Here is a 19,226-nt window from a genome sequence, read left to right as displayed (position 1 = left end):
AAAGGGGATGCTAAGTTAGCGTAACTTAAGAAACCACAAAAAGGAGAAAAGGTTAAAGTTTTAACAGACTTTTTAAGGCTGCCGATAATAATTCAAAAAGCTTTTTGGTTTGTACCATAACCAATACTTTTGCCTTTTTAGCAAAATGGATCCGACTCCTAAAAATATTGCCCAAAGAGTGATTGCTATGGAAGCTGCTGCCATCTCAGGACTTGGCCGGTTAGTGAACGATCATTATGATAGCGCCATTGAAATGCTTCAAAACTGTAAGGGACGTATCGTATTAAGTGGTATAGGTAAAAGTGCCATCATCGCTCAAAAGATCGCAGCTACATTTAATTCTACCGGCACGCCGTCCATTTTTATGCACGCTGCCGATGCGCTTCACGGAGACTTAGGCATTGTACAGGAAAATGATGTGGTAATTGTACTGAGCAAAAGTGGCAATAGCCCCGAGATAAAAGCGCTTATTCCGTTAATTAAAAATTTTGGAAATAAGCTGGTCGCTATTTGCGGAAACAGCCAGTCGCAGCTGGCCATGCAGGCCGATATATTTTTAGATACGACAGTAGCGCAGGAAGCTTGCCCCAATAACCTTGCACCCACAACCAGCACCACCGCCCAAATGGTAATGGGCGATGCCCTGGCAGTAACGCTTATGGAGCTAAAAGGATTTAAAGATGGTGATTTTGCCAAGTTTCATCCGGGCGGCACTTTAGGTAAAAAACTGTATTTACGCGTTGCCGATGTTTTTACACATAATGAAAAACCGGCGGTTTTGCCCGATCAGTCATTAAAAGAAGTGATCGTTGAAATAACAAAAAAAAGGCTGGGGGTTACAGCTGTAGTGGATGAACAGCAAAAACTTATAGGCATTATAACCGACGGAGACCTGAGAAGAATGCTCGAAAAAAATACGGATATTGAAAAAATTGCGGCAAAAGATATTATGACGCAGTATCCAAAAAGTATTTTGGAAGAGGAGCTGGCAATAACTGCTCTTGATATGATGCGGAAAAATTCAATAACCCAGCTGGTTGTTACTAATGGTGAGAAATATACAGGAATTATACATATTCACGACTTATTAAAAGAAGGTTTAATATAATGGATAAGAATCAGTATGTAGCTATTATGGCGGGTGGAATCGGCAGCAGGTTTTGGCCCAAAAGCCGCACTCGCTTTCCCAAACAGTTTTTGGATATATTGGGGATTGGGAAAACCCTTATCCAGGCCACACTGGAACGTTACAGGAAAATTGTACCGATAGAAAATATTTTTGTGGTTACTTCAGAAGATTATACCGATATTGTACAGACACAATTGCCCGCCCTTCCAAAAGAGAATATTGTAACAGAGCCGTTCAGAAAAAATACAGCGCCCTGTATCGCTTATATTGCTTTTAAAATATATCAGCAAAACCCCGATGCGGTTATGATTGCTGCACCGGCCGATAATCATATCCTGGACGAAGAAAACTTTGCGGGAGTGATGAAAAAAGCGCTGGATTTTGTGTCGCACATCAATGCCCTTACCACTATTGGTGTTATGCCTACCCATCCCAACACCGGCTATGGCTACATTCAGCACGATGGGCCCGAAGCGGCGCCTGGTATTTATAAGGTAAAAACATTTACAGAAAAGCCTAATCTTGAGCTGGCAAAGGCTTTTATAGAAAGCGGGGATTTTTTATGGAACAGCGGTATCTTTACATGGAAATGTGAAACCATCCTCCATGCTTTTGAACAGCATTTACCGGAGGTATATGAACTGTTTTATACAGACAGAGACAAGCTCAACACGAGTGAAGAGCAAAAAATGATAGAGGAAGTGTACTCCCAGTGTCCCAGTATTTCCATTGATTTTGGCATCATGGAAAAAGCCAGTAACGTTTATACGATACCGGCCTCTTTTTCATGGAGCGACCTGGGAACATGGAACAGCGCCCAGGCTAATATGGAAAAAGACTATTTTGGAAACGCTGTTGTGGGAAACAATGTAATGGTATTTGATTCACATAACTGTATGATCCACACTCCCGATAAAAAGCTGGTGCTTGTTCAGGGACTGGAAGATTATATTATTGTAGATACGGATGATGTGCTGATGATCTGCAAAAAAGAAAAAGAGCAGGAAATAAAGGATTATGTATCTGAAATAAAACGAACCAAGGGCGATAAATACCTGTAAAATCATCTATGCTAAGCAGCTATCCTATACCCAACATTTTGTTTCTTGATATAGAAACAGTGCCGCAGCATCCGGGCTTTCATTTGTTATCCGAAGACTGGAAAGGTTTATGGGAGTCCAAAGCCGGTATACTTTTAAAAAGCCGGGAGGGGGAAACAGCTGAAACGCTTTACGAAAGAGCGGGTATTTATGCTGAATTCGGAAAAATAATCTGCATCAGTTGTGGCGTGATCCAGGGCATAGAAAATAACCGGAAGCTCACGCTGAAATCGTTTTCCGGTGATGATGAAAAGCAAATACTCCGGGCTTTTTGCGATATGCTCATCAAGTGGAGCCCGCCACCCGGACGAGCAGGTAATAATGACCAGAAATATCTTTGTGCGCATAATGGGAAAGAGTTCGATTTTCCGTATATCTGCCGCAGGTTAATTATTAATAATTTACCCATACCAGCGCTTCTTAATATCGCCGGCAAAAAACCCTGGGAAGTGAATCACCTGGACACCATGGAGTTATGGAAGTTTGGCGATTATAAAAGTTATACATCGCTCAATCTTTTAGCACATAGTTTGGGCGTTCCAACACCTAAGGATGATATTGACGGCAGCATGGTATGTAAAGTATATTATGAAGAAAGAAATCTGGAACGCATTGTTACTTATTGTCAAAAGGATGTTATTACGCTGACACAGATCTTTTTACGGTTTTCCGGTGAGGATGGCCTGAGAAATAATGCGATAGAAATAAAGAGGTCATAGCCCCTTTTACAGACATTGATAGTCTTTTATGCTGTAAATTTCGCTGTCTCTTACTTCATTAACCTATTTTTAACCGAAATAAAAATATATTTGCGGCAATCTAAATTTATTTATGAAGAAATTTTTATTCGCCGCATGTGCTTTATTCATTGCAGGCAGCTTATTTGCACAGGTTGATACTGCCTCTTCTCCGGCACTTGTAGTAAGCGAACCGGTTAAGAAACCAAAGAAAAAATACAACTTATCCAATAGGGCAAACGATCATTTTTTACTGCAGCTCGGATATACCAGCTGGCTGGATGCTCCCGATAGTATTCAGACAAAAGGCTTTTCAAGAAGTATTAATGCCTATTTTATGCTCGACTTTCCCTTTAAAACCAATCAACACCTGAGTGCAGCGGTAGGATTAGGGATCGGCTCTGATCATGTTTTTCTTGATGGTCAATTTGCTGATGTAAAAGGCAAAACGGCTACGCTGAGATTTAACGGCCTTGATACATCAACAGTAGGTATTAAAAAATGCAAGGTTGTGACTACTTATGCCGAGTTGCCCGTTGAGCTGCGTTATGTGGCCAACCCGGAACAAAGTGATAAAAGTTTTAAAATGGCTTTGGGCGTAAAAGTAGGTACTATGCTGAAAGGAGGTACGCGCAGCCGTATTACAGAGCCTACTTCAAGTCCTAATTATCTTTTAAAAGAATCGAGTAAAAACTACTTTAATACTACGCGTATTGTTGGTACTGCAAGAATTGGGTTGGGACACTTTACCCTTTTTGGAACCTATCAGTTCACTAGCCTGTTAAAAACCGGTATGGGTCCGCAGTTAAAGCCTGTTACTGTTGGCCTGAGCTTTGGAGGATTATAAGGCTAAGGGCAGGCCGGAAGAAATTTAAACATTTTTAAAGTGGCAAATAGCCGCTTTTTTATTGTGCCTGTTGCAGGCCGTTACAAAAAACTAAATGATGAGTTGGATTATTCTGATCATTGCAGGATTGTTTGAAGTGGCATTTGCCTCCTGCCTGGGTAAAGCAAAGGAAGCCACCGGAACGGAAATGTATGCATGGTACGGCGGCTTTTTTGTTTCCCTTACCATCAGCATGATACTGCTGGTAAAAGCGGCGCAAACGCTTCCTATAGGTACCGCTTATGCGGTATGGACGGGGATTGGGGCCGTTGGCACCGCACTGATGGGTATATTTATTTTTAAAGACCCGGTTAATTTCTGGAGGGTGTTCTTTTTATTTACATTGATCGCTTCCATCGTTGGGCTTAAAGCCGTATCTCATTAGTTACAGGTTGGCAAGATATTTTGTGCAGCCTTTTTGTATGGTTTGTTCCAATGGTGTATAACTAAAGCCTGGCAGGGCATTCAACAGCTTTGAATTATCAAAACGGGTGAAACTGTTGGCTACTTTAGCGCTTTCTTTTGTAAGCAGTGGTTTTTTGCCGCTGAAGATCGATTTCAGTTTTTCCATTCTCCATGCAATGCCCGATAAAAACGGGGTAACCTGCTTTGAAGGGCGCTTTTTCCCAAATGCATCGGCCATAGTATCAAACAGCTTTCTAAATGGCCAGTTGTCGTTACAAACAATAAAGCGCTCCCGGGTTATGGCGCTGTTCATTAACGCAACAGTTATTTTGGCCACGTCCTCAACATCTGCAAAACCATTAACCCCGTTCGAATACCACTTAAATTCGTTATAAGCGGTTTTAAAGAGTCCGCAGCTGCTTTGATCCCAGTTGCCAAAACCCAGTATCGTGGCAGGATTGAGCACCACACCTTCCAGTCCTTCGGCAAATCCGCGCCATACTTCCAGTTCCGCCTTGAACTTGCTGGTAGCATAATGGGTATTGGCCCTGCTGTCTTCCCATTGTGCTTTTTCATTTACTGTGGAGCCGGTAAGCTTACGTCCGATAGCGGCAACGGAACTTATGTAAACCAATCTTTTTACATTATTTTCAAGAGCGGCGTTCACAACATTTTTAGTTCCTTCTATATTTACATGATACATTTTGGCTCTTTCCCTTTTATGGAAAGAAACAATAGCGGCACTGTGTATTACAGTATCAACGCCTTGCATGGCATCAGCCAGCGATACAACATCCAGTATATCTCCTTCTACCCATTCTACTTTTTGTAAAATGCCGGGATCAATAAAAGCCGGGAGTTTTGCCGATGATCGCTTAATCGCTCTCACAGCAAACCCCTGCAGGACTAATTCTTTGAGAATATAGGCTCCCAAGAAACCAGTACCGCCCGTAACCAGTATGTTGGAGTGAAAATTGATACTATTAATTTTTCACGAAAATAGCGATTAAAGAAGTATGGCATATGAGCTACAGGAGTTATTTGGATAATTAAAATCAGTTGATGCTTTTTTATTGATCCATTTTACAGCAGCACCTATAACAACATCCCTATCAGTCTTTATACACGCTTCGGGGATAATTTTATCGGGAATAATTTTATCAAATAGATTCTTTTGTTTCTGTCAGCTATTGCAGATATTGCTCATGCCAGCATGGCTCCATCGGATAAATAAAATATTATTGGCTGTTGTGTGGCCAGCAGAAGGAAGGCCAAACAACTTGACGCCGCTTTTCCCGAGAAATGCTACTGCAGCCATTTTCCCACTGCTGGCGGTGTTAGCTCCTATCAGCACCGCCACCACAATAGTAAGCTATTTCTTCCCGATCCTGTACAACCTGCCATGCACGCCATCACAAACAGCATACAATGCACCGTCTTTTCCCTGCTGTACATCTCTAAAGCGCTGTTGCTGATCTGCCAGTAACCGTTCTTCGCCAATCACTTTATTATCTTTAATTTTCAGCCGTACAATATGTGATCCGCTTAAGCAGCCAATAAACAGGTCATTTTTCCACTCGGGGATCAGGTCGCCGCTATAAAAGGTCATACCGCTTGGAGAAACCACGGGGTCCCAGTAATATACCGGCTGTTCTAATCCTTCTTTTTGTGTAAGCCCGTTATTAATAGCCCCGCCGGAATATTCTATTCCATAAGTGATCGTTGGCCAACCATAGTTTTTCCCGGCTTCGATCCGGTTTACTTCGTCTCCGCCGCGCGGTCCAAACTCACACTCCCACAAATCTCCTGTTTGAGGATGAAAAGCGAGCCCCTGTACATTGCGATGGCCATAGGTATAATTTTCAGGCATCGCACCTGATGTTCCTGTAAACGGGTTACCGGCTACTTCCTTTCCGTCTTTGGTAATATGTACTATTTTTCCGAGACCGGTGCTTAAATCCTGGGCTTTGGGCCTGGTGGACAGATCAGAGCGTTCGCCGGTGCTGACAAAAAGGTTCCCCTTCTTATCAAAAACGATCCGGCCACCATAATGCAATGTTCCGGAGTAGGCCGGGATGGCCCTGTAAATAACGGCAGGATTTTCTACGGTTGTTTCATCATTGGCAAGCCGGCCTTTTGCTACAGCTGTAATATTACCTTCACTTACTTTTTCAGAAAAAACCCAGTATACCATACGGTTATCACTAAACCCGGGATCGACCGTTATGCCCAGCAACCCACCCTGGCCGCTCGCATTTACTGCGGGGAGCCCAATAATAGGAGCCGACAGTTCTCCTGTTGTTTTTGCAATACGCAGGGTACCTCCTTTTTCTGTTATCAGTAACCGCCCATCTGGCAGTACTGCAATTCCCCAGGGGTTCACCAGTCCTTCAGACAAAACCTTTATGTCTAATGCCGTAGCTGTTTTCATGCCAGCGATCCTTGTTTGCCCTTCAAACGCGGGTTTATAAGTAGTATTGGCCGCCTGTGTATCTACGGGCGGTAGGGCTGGCATTTCCGGGTCAGGGTTAGGGCCGGAGCCGGAGTCGGGTACTGAGGGCTTGTTGTTGCTGCAGCTATAGCAGGCAATAATTGCGGTTACAGATGTGGCCAGAAAAAGTTTTAACAGCATAGTATTTATTTTTTATGATCGGATAATAATTCAATAAAAGCGTATAGATCAACGGGCATAAATAAATAGAAGAAATCATGCCAGCCTATAGCATTATTTTACGAATTTCGCGAAAAATTTCTCCCCCAGCGGAGCGCATGGGGATACCTGTTCACTAAAGTAGAATATTACATTGAATAAAAAAGGTTTATATGCTGTTTTAATGGCGTTTTTATTGCCTCTTACCTGTTATTTTATAATTCGTCATTATAGTGATGAAGCCGTATCAATGCCGGGCCATTATTTACCGGACAGCATCAGCACCCGGCTGGAGAACGGCAAACAGGTAACAGATACGCAATGGCATAAAGTGCCCGATTTCAGGCTGATCAACCAGGCAGGAGACGCTGTTAGCTTGAGCCATTATGATGGAAAAATAATTATTGCCGATTTCTTTTTTACCCATTGCCCAACTATTTGCCCTGCCCTCACCAGCAATATGAGAACGGTAATGCAATCTATAACCAATGCACGGCGGGTAGGCGATAAAACCAATCAGGACATCCGGTATATGTCTTTTTCGGTTGATCCTGAAAGAGACTCTGTTGCCCAGTTGAAAAAATGGGCTGATCGCTTTCAGATCAATCCCGAACAATGGGATTTGCTGACCGGCGATAAAAAGGTGATATACGATTTAGCGATCAATGATTTAAAACTGGGGCTGGTAGATGGAAAAGGCATTGATACCTCTTTTATACATACAGATCATTTTATATTGATAGATGGCCGGCGCAATATAAGGGGATACTACCACGGGCTGGATTCTGCCGACCTTAAAAGAATTTCAAGAGATGCTATTTTGCTTACGCTCGAAAAGGATAAAAGCAAAAAAAGCGGCCTACCGGTAAAACTGCTGGCTATCGTATTTCTGATTGCTACAGTAGCCGTGGGCTTATTTATGATTCTGTTTAAAAAGAAAAGAGATGCTGAAAACGATCTGGAAAAAAAATGATAAACGTGCCAACTGGCTGATTGTATCATTTTCGGTAATTGTATTTTTAGTGGTTGCGGCGCTTGGCAGGGTACATTTGAAAGTAGACCTGGGCTTTGATGTACATATTTTCGCTTTATTGAACGCTGTTATTAACTCTGCGGTTGCTGTTTTGCTGGTGGGGGCATTGGTCGTTGTAAAAAAAGGCAAATATGAGCTACATAAAAAGCTGATGCTGTTAGCAATGGTTTTGTCCATCTTGTTCCTGGTAAGCTATATCTGTCATCACCTTTTTGCAGGCGAAACCCGGTTTGGCGGAACAGGAGGGTTAAAAACATTTTATTACGTTATACTGTTTACGCATATTCCTTTGGCCGGCATCATTCTCCCGTTCATTTTATTTACAGCGTATCGTGGTTTAACCGGCGAATACGCCCGTCATAAAAAAATCGCAAAAATTACCTGGCCGCTGTGGTTGTACGTTGCCATAACCGGTGTTTTGGTATATGTGCTGATAAGCCCGTATTATTGATGGAAATTCACGGAAAAGTAGTTGCCGTATCTCCGGTTCCGTTCCAAACTAATCTTTCCTGTTCTCTCTATGGATTATATTGAATTTTTTAACCCCGGTAAGCTGCCGGATGATATTACCGTTGAGCAGTTGCTGAGTGGAGATTATTCGTCGTGGGCCCGCAATAAAAAAATTGCTGCTACTTTTAAAGAAGCACAGCTGATAGAAAAGTATGGTTCAGGCATTAAAAGAATTAAAGATGGTTTTGCTTCCTATTGGCTAAAAGCGCCTGTCTTTGAGCATTTTCAGCATGGCTTCAGGGTTATAGCGCATGCCACCCAGAATGATGGCGGAGTATATGACCTGCTGGAGCTGATAGAAAAGTACCCCCGGGAAGAAAGTATCCTTTTTTGTGGAACAAATCAAAGCACCACAAAGAACAATAGAGCGTTGGCTTACTATCCTGAGAAACGAAAATAAAATAGAGTTTCGTGGCGCCCGCAAAACCGGTGGCTACTGGAAAATGGAATCGTAACAGAACATAAAATGAAAAAGATCCTCATCATTAACGGTCACCCCGACAAAGAGAGCTTTTGCTTTGCTCTTGCCGGGGCCTATAAAAAAGGAGCACTAAGTTCCGGAGCAGAAGTAAAGGAAATTATTGTGGCCGACTTACAATTTAACCCAAATTTGCAATTCGGTTACCGGAAAAGAACAGAGCTTGAACCAGACTTGCTTGAAGCACGGGAGATGATCAAATGGGCCAATCACCTGGTGTGGGTATACCCGGTATGGTGGGCCACCTTTCCTGCCATTTTAAAAGGGTTCATTGACAGGGTTTTCCTTCCCGGCTTTGCTTTTAAAAAGCGGGAAGGTTCTTTACTTTGGGACAAATACCTCAAAGGTAAATCTGCCCGGATCATTTCTACGCTCGACCAGCCCGTATGGTATTACTGGCTGATCAATAAACGGCCCAGCTATTGGGCCATGAAGAAAAATATACTGAATTTTTGTGGCATTGCGCCTGTGAAAGCCACCACTATTGGACCTATACGGCTATCGAAAGCATCTTTCCGCCAACGCTGGCTTGAAAAAACAGAACGATTGGGAGAAAAGCAGGAGTAAATAATATTTATATTTATAACTGGAACTAAAAAATGCACCATGCTTATCACGAATATTTTACCCCGTCCGGAGTTAAGTAGTGTAGTACGATTCTATCGGATCATACATTTCAATTTTAAAGAGTCCAATCAAAAAATAAACAATATAAAAGCATACAGGCCAAGAATTGAACATTGTTTACAGTTTACGCCCTTCGACCACGAAATGGTACACTACGATAACGGGAAGAGCGCTTGTTATCAAACAGCTCTTTTTGGCCAACATACGGTCCTTACACAACGCAATGTGGGTATCATTTTTCTAAACTTTCAGGTGGTTTTTCAACCCGGCGTATTATTCAACCTGTGTAAGGAACCTGTACAGTTGCTTACCAATGAATATATTGATGCGAATCTTGTTTTTAAAGAACAGGTTAAAACAGTGAATGAGCAATTAGCTCATTGCATCGGTTATGAGCAAATGATACGGGTTGTGGAATTTTTTTTAGAAAAACTATTTAAAGCAAAAATGGATCGAACACATCCTGTTTGCGCCATAGCCAAAGAAATGCTAAACCCATACAACTATCAAAAAATAGAATGGTATGCATATCAATCTAATTTATCCGTAAGGCAGTTCAACAGGATGTTTATTACACATACTGGTATTGCCCCCAAAGATTACAGGAACCTGGTCCGGCTGGATCTTGCTTATCTTTTAAAAAACCGCTTTTCGCAAAAAGACTGGTTCTCTATTGCAATTGAAAGTGGTTTTTACGATTATCAGCATTTATACAAAAACTATAAAAAATATACCGGTTATTCTCCCACAGAATTTTACTGCCTGGAGCAAGCAGCTCCGGAACGAACCTTCGGCTATTATGAATATTAGGCTTTACAATTCGTCCGATTTGTACCAGCAAACTACTCTCGTTCCAAAATAAATTTGTGCTGACTAAAAAGCACAATATGGCACAAAAAGTTTTTAGAGGCTTTACTACCCTCATTTTGATTTTACTTCCTTATAGCAATATTTTATCAGGCATTGCCCCGTATTTGAGCGGGCACCGCCTGGCCGATTATATATTAGGCTCAGTTGGTTTTGCGGGTTTCTCTGTAATATTATTACTCATTATTTACAAGAAAAAGAAGATTGCAGCTTTTAATACAGCTGGCTGGCTCCTGTCTTTGCTGGGCTCAATAGTTGCACCCCCTTTAATGATGGGCCCTCCGGATTGGTCACCCACTCTGATTCAGCATACTGCTGAAGAGCATTTCAGATTTGGGATGCTTGGGGTAGCAACTATTTTTTTTGCTACCGGCTTTTTTCTTATACTCAGGCAGGAGTGGAAAGAATTATCTGCATTTAATAAACTTATTATTATTCCCTTTATATCTTCTGTAATAATAATGCTGTGGGACAATTTTACCTCTTATCGGCTTAGCAGCGAACTGGCTTACTGGTTGTCAACCGGTAAAACCGCCGATATGTTCTTTTCCCAATATGACTTTCATGAACTGCTCCGGACCTTAGGGCGTAGCCTCGTTTACATAATCATTGCATGGCAAAGCATTATCCTGTTACAAAAAAAATTATTACGTAATTGGGTAGCGTTAGTGCTGCCTGCCTTTGGTTTTGCCGGATTGATATTCTTTTTTCTTTTCAACTTTTTAAACCAGCAGTTCTATTTCCCGTTTATGATTCCCGCCATTGCTTTAGCGCCCGCTTACTGGTTGGGTTTGGCATTACTTAGTACCGTGGAACCGGTAAAATCATAGCAGATATAGTTTAAGCCATCTGCTATTTCTTATTATTTTTGATATATGAGTAAAATTATCGCCATGATACCCGCGCGCTATGCGGCCTCCCGTTTTCATGCCAAACTGATGAAAATGCTGGGGGATAAACCTGTGATCGTTCATACATATGAAGCGGCGGTTAACAGCAGGCTGTTTAACGAGGTGTTTGTGATTACCGACAGCGATATCATTTATAATGAAATAACAAACCGGGGCGGTAACGCTATTATGAGCATTGCCGCGCATGAAAGTGGTACCGACCGTATAGCAGAAGCGGCACGTGATATAGATGCTGATGTAATTGTAAATGTTCAGGGCGATGAGCCTTTTATACAAAAAGAGCCCCTGGAAAAAATCGTGCGTTTATTTGACCGGCCAGAGGTGCAGGTGGCTTCTTTAAAGCGAAAAATGGATATTGCGGCAGATGCAGCCAATCCCAACATGGTGAAGGTGGTTACCAATAAAAACGGTAAAGCATTATACTTCAGCCGCAGCATTATTCCTTACCAAAGAGAGGCGGGCACGCCGGTTGATTATTACCTGCACATTGGCGTGTATGCTTTCCGGAAAGAAGCCTTATTAGCATTCACGGCTTTACCGCTGGCGCCATTGGAGCAGATAGAAAAGCTGGAACAGTTGCGTTTTTTATATAACGGCATTGATATTTATATGGCCGAAACCACTTATAAAAATATTGCCATTGATACTCCCGAAGACCTGGAAAAGGCCTTGGCGTTAATTGACAAATCCTGATCTCCCGAAGTCACAGGTTACAAATTCCTGGTTTCAGCTTAGCAGGTCAGCCTATTCCGACCTCCGGACTTTTCCAAAAAAAATCTATCTTCCCGTTATGAAAGTTCGCCCTGAAAAATATTTGCGTTATCTCTTTCTGCCCAACCTGCTGGAGCTTTTCGGAACCGAGCGCACTAAAGAAATACTGTCGGTTAACCCAACGATTATACCTGTTAGGGAAGAGGCGGCTACCGTTCTCATTACTGCTTATGTGTATAATAAGGCAGAGGTCAGCGAATACAAGGATATTTCTATTGATGAGGCGCTTTCGCTTAAGAGCAACGGCCATATTGTATGGATCAATGTAGACGGGTTAAGGAAGGATGATGTGGATAGACTGGGTGAGCAATATGGTATCCACCTGCTGCTGCGCGAAGATATTTTAAGCATTAACCAGCGGCCCAAGATGGATGAAATAGACGAAATCCTCTTTAGCCTCATGAATATTCTTTACTATAATGAGGAAAAACAGAGCGTATCGCATGAGCAGATAAGCCTGGTGCTGGGTAAGAATTTCGTGATCACGTTCCAGGACGATCCTTCCAAAGACCTGTACCATGCGCTGCGCGAGCGGCTGAAGCTCCCCACCAGTAAAACCCGTGGAAAAGAAGCAGATTACCTGTACTATACATTAATTGATACCATCGTAGACCATTATTTTGTGGTAATGGATAAACTGCGCGACAGGATCGAAGATGTGGAAGAAGAGATCATAAGGGGAACCACCAAACGCTCTTTAGGCCAGATTAACGTATTGCGCAAAGAGCTGATCGTTTTAAAAAGAAGCATCTATCCGGTAAGAGAAGTTATCGGAGGCATCCTTAAAAGCGACAGTGATCTGCTTACTGAATTTAATGAACGGTTTTACAAAGACGTGTACGACCACGTGGTACAGGCTATCGACCTGGTAGAAAACTACCGCGACATGATCATGGGCATGCAGGACCTCTATATCAGCAATGTAAACCTGAAAATGAACGAGGTAATGAAAGTAATGGCCATTGTTACCTGCGTGCTGGCGCCGGCTACGGTTATCGGAGGGGTCTTTGGTATGAACTTCCAGGTAATACCGTTAAGCGGGCATCACTGGGGATTTTGGATCGCTGTAGGCGCCATGTTCGTTATTCCTGTATGGATGCTGATTATGTTTAAGAAACGAGGATGGTTTTAGCTATGAGGATAATAGCATACGGTTAACCAGATGACAGCGACTTAATGGCTATAAACTTATATCATACGCTGTTATCTCCTTTTATACACCGGCACGGTGCTGCACGGTTCGCCGTACATCAGGCTTTTTACCACAGGCAGCAGTACACGCGTAATTTCCGCGTAAGCAAATTCGCCGATGGCTACATCTCCACAGCCTTTTATCACCACACGCTTGTCTCTGTATGCCCCGGCATCAATGGCATCAATATTTTTCAGCAATACTCTTTTGCGAAGTTCCTCCGCATCGCCGGATGCCACAAATCCTGCCACCGGCTGTAAATAAGAAGTGATAAGCATATAGGCCCAAAGCGGCACAATAGCATCGGCAGAGCAGGTAATGCCTACATTTTTGCCGGAATATTGCTGCCAGTCGTGTTGCTTCAGCGCTTCTCGAAAATCTTTCTCCTTCAATATCATTTCCATAAATAAATAATCTTTGATATCAAAAAGAATTATTTCTTCCTCCGGATAAAAATCCTCAAGGTTTAAGGTTATAATTCCGCTTTCGGCCACTTTGTTTCTGATTTCATCCATACACTAAAATAACATATAATCACGCAACTTGTTTATGCTGAATAAAAGCAAAAATCCCGGCCAGGCCGGGATCCAAAAACTATTTTACACTTACTGATTAGTAAAACTTGCTGCGGTAATCTTTAACTGTTGCCGCCTCTCTAAGCGCCTGTAAGGATTGGAACTGCGCCTGCTGCCGGGCCTGCATAAAACGCATTTGCCTTGTTTCTTCAACATTGGCAGATTGAACAGGGGTATTGGAGAGGTTATCTACCCGCATCACATATACACCTTGAGTGCCGGCGATCGGCTCGCTTACCACTTTACTGATGTTCGCTTTATTAAAAGCAGCCCCTATTATTTTGGGTTCAAACCCTAAAGACATAGCGGGTTGACCCCCAAAACGAAGACTATCTGCAACCTCAATGGGCTGTTTCAAAATATTGGCCGCCGCATCTAGTGTGGTTATTTTACCTATTTTAGCGGTAATAATTTCTGCTTTTTTCTGATTGACCAGTAAGGGTTCTACCATCATCCTTGCCTTGGCCGGGCTCATGGTACCCTCCTTATTTACTTCAGTTACCAACGCTACTACATAAAAATCTCCTACGCGCTCTGGCTGCAATACATCGCCCAGATCTGCACTATAAATATTTTTTACAAAAGAGCGTGATGCACCTAATCCCTGGATCATAGACCCTGTAGGCTGAATATCCTGTGCAACAGATTTAAAAATGCCTTTTTCTTTCTGCAGCTTTTCTGCGGCAGCATTAAACGATTTCTGATTGGTTGCTTCGCCCGCAAACTTGCTGGCAAGGTTGCTGGCAGCCATATCCGTTTCTGCACTTGCTTCAATAGGTTTAGTGATATAAGCAATTTTATAACCGGTAGCGCTCCCTTTCTGAGAAAGGATCTCAATATAATGATAGCCGAACTCTGTTTTCACCACCCCTTTTGTGCCCACAGGATTGCCGAAAATAAAGTCGTTAAACGCCGGAACCATTTGGCCGGAAGGAACATGCTCATATTTACCGCCGTTATTAACGCTACCCTGATCTGTGGAAAATTTTACTACCATTGAATCAAAGCTGGCCCCGTTCCTGATAGCAAGAGCAACACTGTCTGCCAGCTTTTTTGCTGTAGCTGTATCTCTTATCGGAATCTGCTGCCCTGATTGGGGATCCATCTGAACAGTACCAATCAGTATATGTCTGATAGAAACAGTATCGGGAATGGCTTTAGCTGAAATAACCTTAGCAAGGGCATAGCTGCCTCCGTCCAGATAAGGACCATAGATGTTGCCGGTACCTACTCTGAAAATAGAATCCTTCATGGGCACCTGTATACGGTTAGCGCTGATATATCCATCGTAGTAGTTATTAATGCCCTGGGTCATTAAATAATCCTTTACGTTTTTAGCACTGTCAAAAGCCGGTTTAAGCGCTAAAATATTTTGCCTGGCGAGTGCGCTGTCAGCAGCATTAGGTTCAGCATTAAAAGCCACATAAGAAATGCTGCGGCTTTCCTGTTGCTTAAAATCTTTTTTATGCTTATCTATATAGTTCTGAATTTCAGCATCTGTTACTTTAACCGAAGAATCCGTTACGCTTGTGTAAGGAGCCCTTACAAAAGAAATTTTGGAAAGCAGGCTGTTTTGGGCATTTTCCTTTTCAATCATCCATTTAGGAAAATTGATGCTTTCTGTTAAAAGCGCATCGTATTTTTCCGCAAGACGCTGAAATAACAGCTGATCTAAAAACGCATTGATCTCTGCTTTCTGCTCAGCTGTTCCCTTGCTTTTTATCTGGTTGATCTGCTGCTGCGCCAGGGTGGGGTTGTAAACACCGGTTTGAGGATCGGTGAAAGCCTGCCTGAGCTGCTGCGGAGGGTTTTGGCCGAATAGTAAATCGTTCAATTCTTTTTTACCGATATCAATACCTGTTTTTTCTGCTTCCTGCGTTAAAAGTATCCTGGCAATTTCTGAATTCCAGGCGCCTTCGTTTGCCTGCTGCGCAAGCATCTCACTACTGGCTCCCATGCCTCTTTGCTGCATCATTTGCGTTTGCTGCTCTACCATTGTCCTGAAATGGTCATAATCAATGGTTTCTCCGTTTACTTTACCAACGGTAGTTACATCGCCCCTGAATAAACTGCCACCGTTCTCAAAAGCAAGCATTATTACAAATACCACTAACGCCAAAGCAATAATGATGGCCATTACTTTGCCGTATTTGTCCTGGATTTTCTGAATAACCGACATAATATAATATATACATTAAATTAAAGGACGGCAAAAATAGGGTATTTGAAAATATCAACAAATTGTGGAAAAATAATGACTGCAGGATATTTGCCGTAAAAAACAGGGCAGAAGGGTTCAAAAAGTATAATTAAGCACATTCATTACCTCCCGGAATAATGCCCGGCACGCTCCGATAGCTGCAATGCGGCCTAAAATCTTATGGGAATAACCCGTCAATTATTCTTGCCATTTTTTTATCTTTTTCAGTAATGATATCGCCCGCTTCGTGGGTACTTAACCATATTTCGACCGTATTATAAACATTCTTCCACTCGGGATGATGGTCCATTTTCTCTGCTTCTATTGCTACACGAAACATAAAAGCGAATGCTTCGCTGAAGTTTTTGAAAACTATTTTCCTGTATAATTTATTGTTTTCCTCCTGCCACATAGCGTAAAATTTAAAAGATCAGGTATTCTTTATTTTTTATTTTTTCGTTGGTAAGCTCGGTCACCAGTTGCACCTCGGGTATATTCAGCAGCATTACTTTTATCTGGTCCAGGTATTCCTTTGTAACGGTATCGTTCTTCATCAGCCACAGGAAATCGAGGTTTTTAAACTCGGGAAGCAGGTATTCTCCGTCGTAAAGATTATTGTACAGGTAGTGGCAGAGCGCGCTGTAAGGCTCATGATATTCATAAACAGAAAAAAAATATTGCCGCTTCTTGCGCTTCAGGTTAATTTCAATGTCGTGATTGATCCGGAAATTGATACCCAGCATATTGTTGAGATTCCAGCAGAAACGATAATCTTTAACCGTTGTAACAATCCCTAACAGCTTGGTATCATCAAAAAAATGATCAATAATTTCCTGCGTGTCTAATTCTAATTTCAGAACTGCCATTATTTTTCCTTATTTGTTGCCAACAGGTAATAACCGGAGTAAAGGTAGATAAAAGAACAGGGCTAATTATTTAAACCTGTCATAAAACTCCGCAATTCGTAAACATATTTATCCATAAGGCCGTTAATTTTGCGATTTTACACTTTTGAAAGATTTAATGTTACATATTGCTTTAGCAGGAAACCCCAATAGCGGTAAAACATCTTTGTTTAATGCGCTTACAGGGTTGAACCAGAAAGTAGGAAATTTTCCTGGTGTTACTGTTGATAAAAAAACCGGAATCTCATCTATCGGTAATAAAAAGGCCGCTATTATTGATTTGCCGGGCACTTACAGTCTTTATCCGCGTCGGCTGGATGAAGATGTGGCGTATAAAGTGATCATCGACCAGGACCCTCAAATACATACTGATGTAATTGTGGCTGTAGCAGACGCCAGCAGCCTTAAAAGAAATCTTCTTTTTTGCACGCAGATCATAGACCTAAAACGTCCCGTTGTGATAGCACTAACCATGGCCGATATTGCCCGTAAAAAGGGCATACAGATCGATATCAATGAAATGGAACGGGAGCTGGGTGTACCGGTGGTAGTGGTAAACCCCCGCAAAAATAAAGGCATTGATGCATTAAAAAAAGCCATAGAGCTCGTTTCAGGCAATTTATACAAGCCCGCAGCCAGAAGCTTTATTGATGTTACGGCTCTTGCTCCGGATGCAATAAAAGAGGTACAGCATATTGTTCCCGGTATTGGTGAGTATGAAGCGGTACATTACCTGATCAATCACGAAACATTTGCCCTGCCTGGTGATATGCAGGAGCAGATAGAGCAGGCTGAAGTAAAAAACCACTTTAATTCCACACGCACGCAGGCCGAAGAAATTCTTCAGCGCTATAAACGTATTAATCATATACTGAACCTGGCGGTTACTTTCCCCGACCCGCAAAAACAATCAAGGCTGACAGAAAAACTGGACAATGTTTTCTTACACCCGTTATGGGGATATATTATCTTATTAACGGTATTGTTTCTCCTGTTTCAGTGTGTATTTCTCCTGGCTTCTTACCCCATGGATTGGATCGATTCCGGAACGGCGGCGTTCAGCAACTGGCTGGGTAATGTGCTTCCCGAAAACAATTTTTCTGATCTGCTGATCAATGGCCTTGTTGCTGGCCTGGGCGGAATTATCATTTTTATTCCGCAGATAATGATACTGTTTGGTTTGATCTCCCTGCTCGAAGATACCGGATACATGGCACGGATCAGCTTTCTTACCGATAAAATTATGAGATCGGTTGGGCTGAACGGGAAAAGTGTAATGCCGATGATCAGCGGCTTTGCATGTGCCGTGCCGGCTATTATGAGCGCCCGGAACATTGAAAACCGGAAAGAGCGGCTGCTTACTATTTTGGTTACTCCTTTAATGAGCTGTTCGGCAAGACTTCCGGTATACATCATTCTAACGGCAATTGTTATTCCCAAAACGTATATCGCGGGTTTTATCAGCCTGCAGGGGTTGGTGATGACAGGCCTCTACCTGATCGGGATCGTTTTTGCGATGGCTGTTTCCTATGTGGCCAAATGGTTTATAAAAATAAAAGAAAAAAGCTACTTTATTCTGGAGCTACCGGTGTACCGTGCCCCCCGGTGGAAAAATGCCATTCAAACAATGGTTGAAAAGGCAAAAATCTTTGTACTTCAGGCAGGTAAAATCATTTTAATGATTAGCCTTGTGCTTTGGTTTTTAAGTTCTTTTGGCCCGGCAAAAAGAATGCACCAGGCACACCTGAATTATGAGCAGCAGCTGTCCCTGCCAGGTGCTGATACCGCCCTTATTGAAGAACAATACGGTACGGCAAAGCTCGAAAGCTCTTATGCCGGAATTATGGGCAAAGCAATAGAGCCCGTTATTCGGCCGCTGGGCTTCGACTGGAAAATAGGTATTGCCCTTATTACCTCCTTTGCTGCCCGCGAGGTTTTTGTAGGCACCATGGCTACATTATATAGTGTGGAAGACGATGGAGAAGAGAACATGGCTTTACAGCAAAAAATGCAACAAGCTACCTTTAGCGACGGAACCAAAGTATTTACCCTGGCTACGGGCGTTTCGCTGATGCTATTTTACGTTTTTGCGATGCAGTGTATGAGCACCCTTGCTATTGTAAAGCGGGAAACCGGAAGCTGGAAATGGCCGATGATACAACTGGTGTATATGACCGGTCTGGCCTATATAGTAAGTTTTATTGCCTATCACCTGTTAAAATGATCATACCTTAAAAAAACTCCAGGCTC

Annotated in this window: 20 protein-coding genes; 14 read left to right on the top strand and 6 right to left on the bottom strand. The window is 42.5% G+C overall.

What is annotated here, in order from left to right:
• Nucleotides 1–109 precede the first annotated feature (109 nt).
• From ACYVBM_RS08480 to ACYVBM_RS08460, 5 genes are all read left to right on the top strand, one after another.
• Nucleotides 110–1,108, top strand: coding sequence for a KpsF/GutQ family sugar-phosphate isomerase (locus ACYVBM_RS08480; protein ID WP_460685210.1), 999 nt, complete (start codon nt 110–112; stop codon nt 1,106–1,108).
• Nucleotides 1,108–2,190 carry a mannose-1-phosphate guanylyltransferase gene (locus tag ACYVBM_RS08475; protein WP_460685209.1) on the top strand — a complete coding sequence of 361 codons (1,083 nt, stop codon included), beginning with the start codon at nt 1,108–1,110 and terminating at the stop codon, nt 2,188–2,190. The genes ACYVBM_RS08480 and ACYVBM_RS08475 overlap by 1 nt, the downstream gene beginning before the upstream one ends.
• Before the next feature lie 8 nt (nt 2,191–2,198).
• The gene (locus ACYVBM_RS08470) at nt 2,199–2,948 is read left to right on the top strand and encodes a 3'-5' exonuclease (RefSeq protein ID WP_460685208.1); all 750 of its coding nucleotides are present in this window, start codon (nt 2,199–2,201) and stop codon (nt 2,946–2,948) included.
• Between the two features lie 112 nt (nt 2,949–3,060).
• Nucleotides 3,061–3,813 (top strand): porin family protein, encoded by a 753-nt coding sequence (locus ACYVBM_RS08465; RefSeq protein WP_460685207.1) that lies wholly within the window; start codon nt 3,061–3,063, stop codon nt 3,811–3,813.
• 97 nt (nt 3,814–3,910) lie between these two features.
• Nucleotides 3,911–4,237 (top strand): DMT family transporter, encoded by a 327-nt coding sequence (locus ACYVBM_RS08460; protein WP_460685206.1) that lies wholly within the window; start codon nt 3,911–3,913, stop codon nt 4,235–4,237.
• Here ACYVBM_RS08460 and ACYVBM_RS08455 read toward each other — a convergent pair whose 3' ends face one another.
• Together ACYVBM_RS08455 and ACYVBM_RS08450 are read right to left on the bottom strand one after the other, a co-directional pair.
• A complete protein-coding gene (locus tag ACYVBM_RS08455; RefSeq protein WP_460685359.1) occupies nt 4,238–5,215 on the bottom strand; it encodes an NAD-dependent epimerase/dehydratase family protein in 978 nt (325 codons plus the stop codon). It lies immediately after the preceding gene.
• A gap of 414 nt (nt 5,216–5,629) precedes the next feature.
• Nucleotides 5,630–6,889 carry a PQQ-dependent sugar dehydrogenase gene (locus ACYVBM_RS08450; RefSeq protein WP_460685205.1) on the bottom strand — a complete coding sequence of 420 codons (1,260 nt, stop codon included), beginning with the start codon at nt 6,887–6,889 and terminating at the stop codon, nt 5,630–5,632.
• A gap of 202 nt (nt 6,890–7,091) precedes the next feature.
• Here ACYVBM_RS08450 and ACYVBM_RS08445 point away from each other — a divergent pair, with 202 nt between their 5' ends.
• The 8 genes from ACYVBM_RS08445 (at nt 7,092) to corA (ending at nt 13,236) form a co-directional block, all read left to right on the top strand.
• Entirely contained in the window at nt 7,092–7,880 is a 789-nt protein-coding gene (locus ACYVBM_RS08445; protein ID WP_460685204.1) for an SCO family protein, read from the top strand.
• A complete protein-coding gene (locus ACYVBM_RS08440) occupies nt 7,852–8,391 on the top strand; it encodes a DUF420 domain-containing protein (protein ID WP_460685203.1) in 540 nt (179 codons plus the stop codon). The genes ACYVBM_RS08445 and ACYVBM_RS08440 overlap by 29 nt, the downstream gene beginning before the upstream one ends.
• A 69-nt stretch (nt 8,392–8,460) precedes the next feature.
• The gene (locus ACYVBM_RS08435) at nt 8,461–8,850 is read left to right on the top strand and encodes an ATP-binding protein (protein WP_460685202.1); all 390 of its coding nucleotides are present in this window, start codon (nt 8,461–8,463) and stop codon (nt 8,848–8,850) included.
• A 66-nt stretch (nt 8,851–8,916) separates the two neighbouring features.
• Nucleotides 8,917–9,495 carry an NAD(P)H-dependent oxidoreductase gene (locus ACYVBM_RS08430; protein ID WP_460685201.1) on the top strand — a complete coding sequence of 193 codons (579 nt, stop codon included), beginning with the start codon at nt 8,917–8,919 and terminating at the stop codon, nt 9,493–9,495.
• Nucleotides 9,496–9,534: 39 nt separating this feature from the next.
• Nucleotides 9,535–10,365, top strand: a complete 831-nt coding sequence (locus ACYVBM_RS08425; RefSeq protein ID WP_460685200.1) for a helix-turn-helix domain-containing protein — start codon at nt 9,535–9,537, stop codon at nt 10,363–10,365.
• A gap of 77 nt (nt 10,366–10,442) precedes the next feature.
• Entirely contained in the window at nt 10,443–11,252 is an 810-nt protein-coding gene (locus tag ACYVBM_RS08420) for a hypothetical protein (protein WP_460685199.1), read from the top strand.
• A gap of 45 nt (nt 11,253–11,297) precedes the next feature.
• Entirely contained in the window at nt 11,298–12,026 is a 729-nt protein-coding gene (kdsB, locus tag ACYVBM_RS08415) for a 3-deoxy-manno-octulosonate cytidylyltransferase (RefSeq protein ID WP_460685198.1), read from the top strand.
• 97 nt (nt 12,027–12,123) lie between these two features.
• Nucleotides 12,124–13,236, top strand: a complete 1,113-nt coding sequence (gene corA, locus ACYVBM_RS08410; protein ID WP_460685197.1) for a magnesium/cobalt transporter CorA — start codon at nt 12,124–12,126, stop codon at nt 13,234–13,236.
• 71 nt (nt 13,237–13,307) lie between these two features.
• Here corA and ACYVBM_RS08405 read toward each other — a convergent pair whose 3' ends face one another.
• The 4 genes from ACYVBM_RS08405 to ACYVBM_RS08390 all read right to left on the bottom strand — a co-directional run bounded on the left by ACYVBM_RS08405 (nt 13,308) and on the right by ACYVBM_RS08390 (nt 16,937).
• A complete protein-coding gene (locus ACYVBM_RS08405; RefSeq protein WP_460685196.1) occupies nt 13,308–13,811 on the bottom strand; it encodes a DUF2480 family protein in 504 nt (167 codons plus the stop codon).
• Nucleotides 13,812–13,908: 97 nt separating this feature from the next.
• On the bottom strand, nt 13,909–16,050 hold the full coding sequence (locus ACYVBM_RS08400; protein WP_460685195.1) for a peptidylprolyl isomerase: 2,142 nt from the start codon (nt 16,048–16,050) through the stop codon (nt 13,909–13,911).
• Between the two features lie 199 nt (nt 16,051–16,249).
• Nucleotides 16,250–16,483, bottom strand: a complete 234-nt coding sequence (locus ACYVBM_RS08395; RefSeq protein WP_460685194.1) for a 4a-hydroxytetrahydrobiopterin dehydratase — start codon at nt 16,481–16,483, stop codon at nt 16,250–16,252.
• Nucleotides 16,484–16,493: 10 nt separating this feature from the next.
• Nucleotides 16,494–16,937 (bottom strand): IPExxxVDY family protein, encoded by a 444-nt coding sequence (locus tag ACYVBM_RS08390; RefSeq protein WP_460685193.1) that lies wholly within the window; start codon nt 16,935–16,937, stop codon nt 16,494–16,496.
• Nucleotides 16,938–17,094: 157 nt separating this feature from the next.
• Here ACYVBM_RS08390 and feoB point away from each other — a divergent pair, with 157 nt between their 5' ends.
• Entirely contained in the window at nt 17,095–19,200 is a 2,106-nt protein-coding gene (gene feoB / locus ACYVBM_RS08385; RefSeq protein WP_460685192.1) for a ferrous iron transport protein B, read from the top strand.
• Nucleotides 19,201–19,226 lie beyond the last annotated feature (26 nt).

Source organism: Niabella aquatica (assembly GCF_054779315.1).
Note: the sequence above shows the minus strand (reverse complement) of the source record. Positions and strands in the feature narration are given on the sequence as shown.

Excerpts from the sequence above, each read along its gene's own strand:
- ACYVBM_RS08475 (WP_460685209.1), top strand. The coding sequence starts at position 1,108 with ATGGATAAGAATCAGTATGTAGCTATTATGGCGGGTGGAATCGGCAGC.
- ACYVBM_RS08470 (WP_460685208.1), top strand. The coding sequence starts at position 2,199 with ATGCTAAGCAGCTATCCTATACCCAACATTTTGTTTCTTGATATAGAA.
- ACYVBM_RS08465 (WP_460685207.1), top strand. The coding sequence starts at position 3,061 with ATGAAGAAATTTTTATTCGCCGCATGTGCTTTATTCATTGCAGGCAGC.
- ACYVBM_RS08460 (WP_460685206.1), top strand. The coding sequence starts at position 3,911 with ATGAGTTGGATTATTCTGATCATTGCAGGATTGTTTGAAGTGGCATTT.
- ACYVBM_RS08450 (WP_460685205.1), bottom strand. The coding sequence starts at position 6,889 with ATGCTGTTAAAACTTTTTCTGGCCACATCTGTAACCGCAATTATTGCC.
- ACYVBM_RS08445 (WP_460685204.1), top strand. The coding sequence starts at position 7,092 with ATGGCGTTTTTATTGCCTCTTACCTGTTATTTTATAATTCGTCATTAT.
- ACYVBM_RS08440 (WP_460685203.1), top strand. The coding sequence starts at position 7,852 with ATGCTGAAAACGATCTGGAAAAAAAATGATAAACGTGCCAACTGGCTG.
- ACYVBM_RS08435 (WP_460685202.1), top strand. The coding sequence starts at position 8,461 with ATGGATTATATTGAATTTTTTAACCCCGGTAAGCTGCCGGATGATATT.
- ACYVBM_RS08430 (WP_460685201.1), top strand. The coding sequence starts at position 8,917 with ATGAAAAAGATCCTCATCATTAACGGTCACCCCGACAAAGAGAGCTTT.
- ACYVBM_RS08425 (WP_460685200.1), top strand. The coding sequence starts at position 9,535 with ATGCTTATCACGAATATTTTACCCCGTCCGGAGTTAAGTAGTGTAGTA.
- ACYVBM_RS08420 (WP_460685199.1), top strand. The coding sequence starts at position 10,443 with ATGGCACAAAAAGTTTTTAGAGGCTTTACTACCCTCATTTTGATTTTA.
- kdsB (WP_460685198.1), top strand. The coding sequence starts at position 11,298 with ATGAGTAAAATTATCGCCATGATACCCGCGCGCTATGCGGCCTCCCGT.
- corA (WP_460685197.1), top strand. The coding sequence starts at position 12,124 with ATGAAAGTTCGCCCTGAAAAATATTTGCGTTATCTCTTTCTGCCCAAC.
- ACYVBM_RS08405 (WP_460685196.1), bottom strand. The coding sequence starts at position 13,811 with ATGGATGAAATCAGAAACAAAGTGGCCGAAAGCGGAATTATAACCTTA.
- ACYVBM_RS08400 (WP_460685195.1), bottom strand. The coding sequence starts at position 16,050 with ATGTCGGTTATTCAGAAAATCCAGGACAAATACGGCAAAGTAATGGCC.
- ACYVBM_RS08395 (WP_460685194.1), bottom strand. The coding sequence starts at position 16,483 with ATGTGGCAGGAGGAAAACAATAAATTATACAGGAAAATAGTTTTCAAA.
- ACYVBM_RS08390 (WP_460685193.1), bottom strand. The coding sequence starts at position 16,937 with ATGGCAGTTCTGAAATTAGAATTAGACACGCAGGAAATTATTGATCAT.
- feoB (WP_460685192.1), top strand. The coding sequence starts at position 17,095 with ATGTTACATATTGCTTTAGCAGGAAACCCCAATAGCGGTAAAACATCT.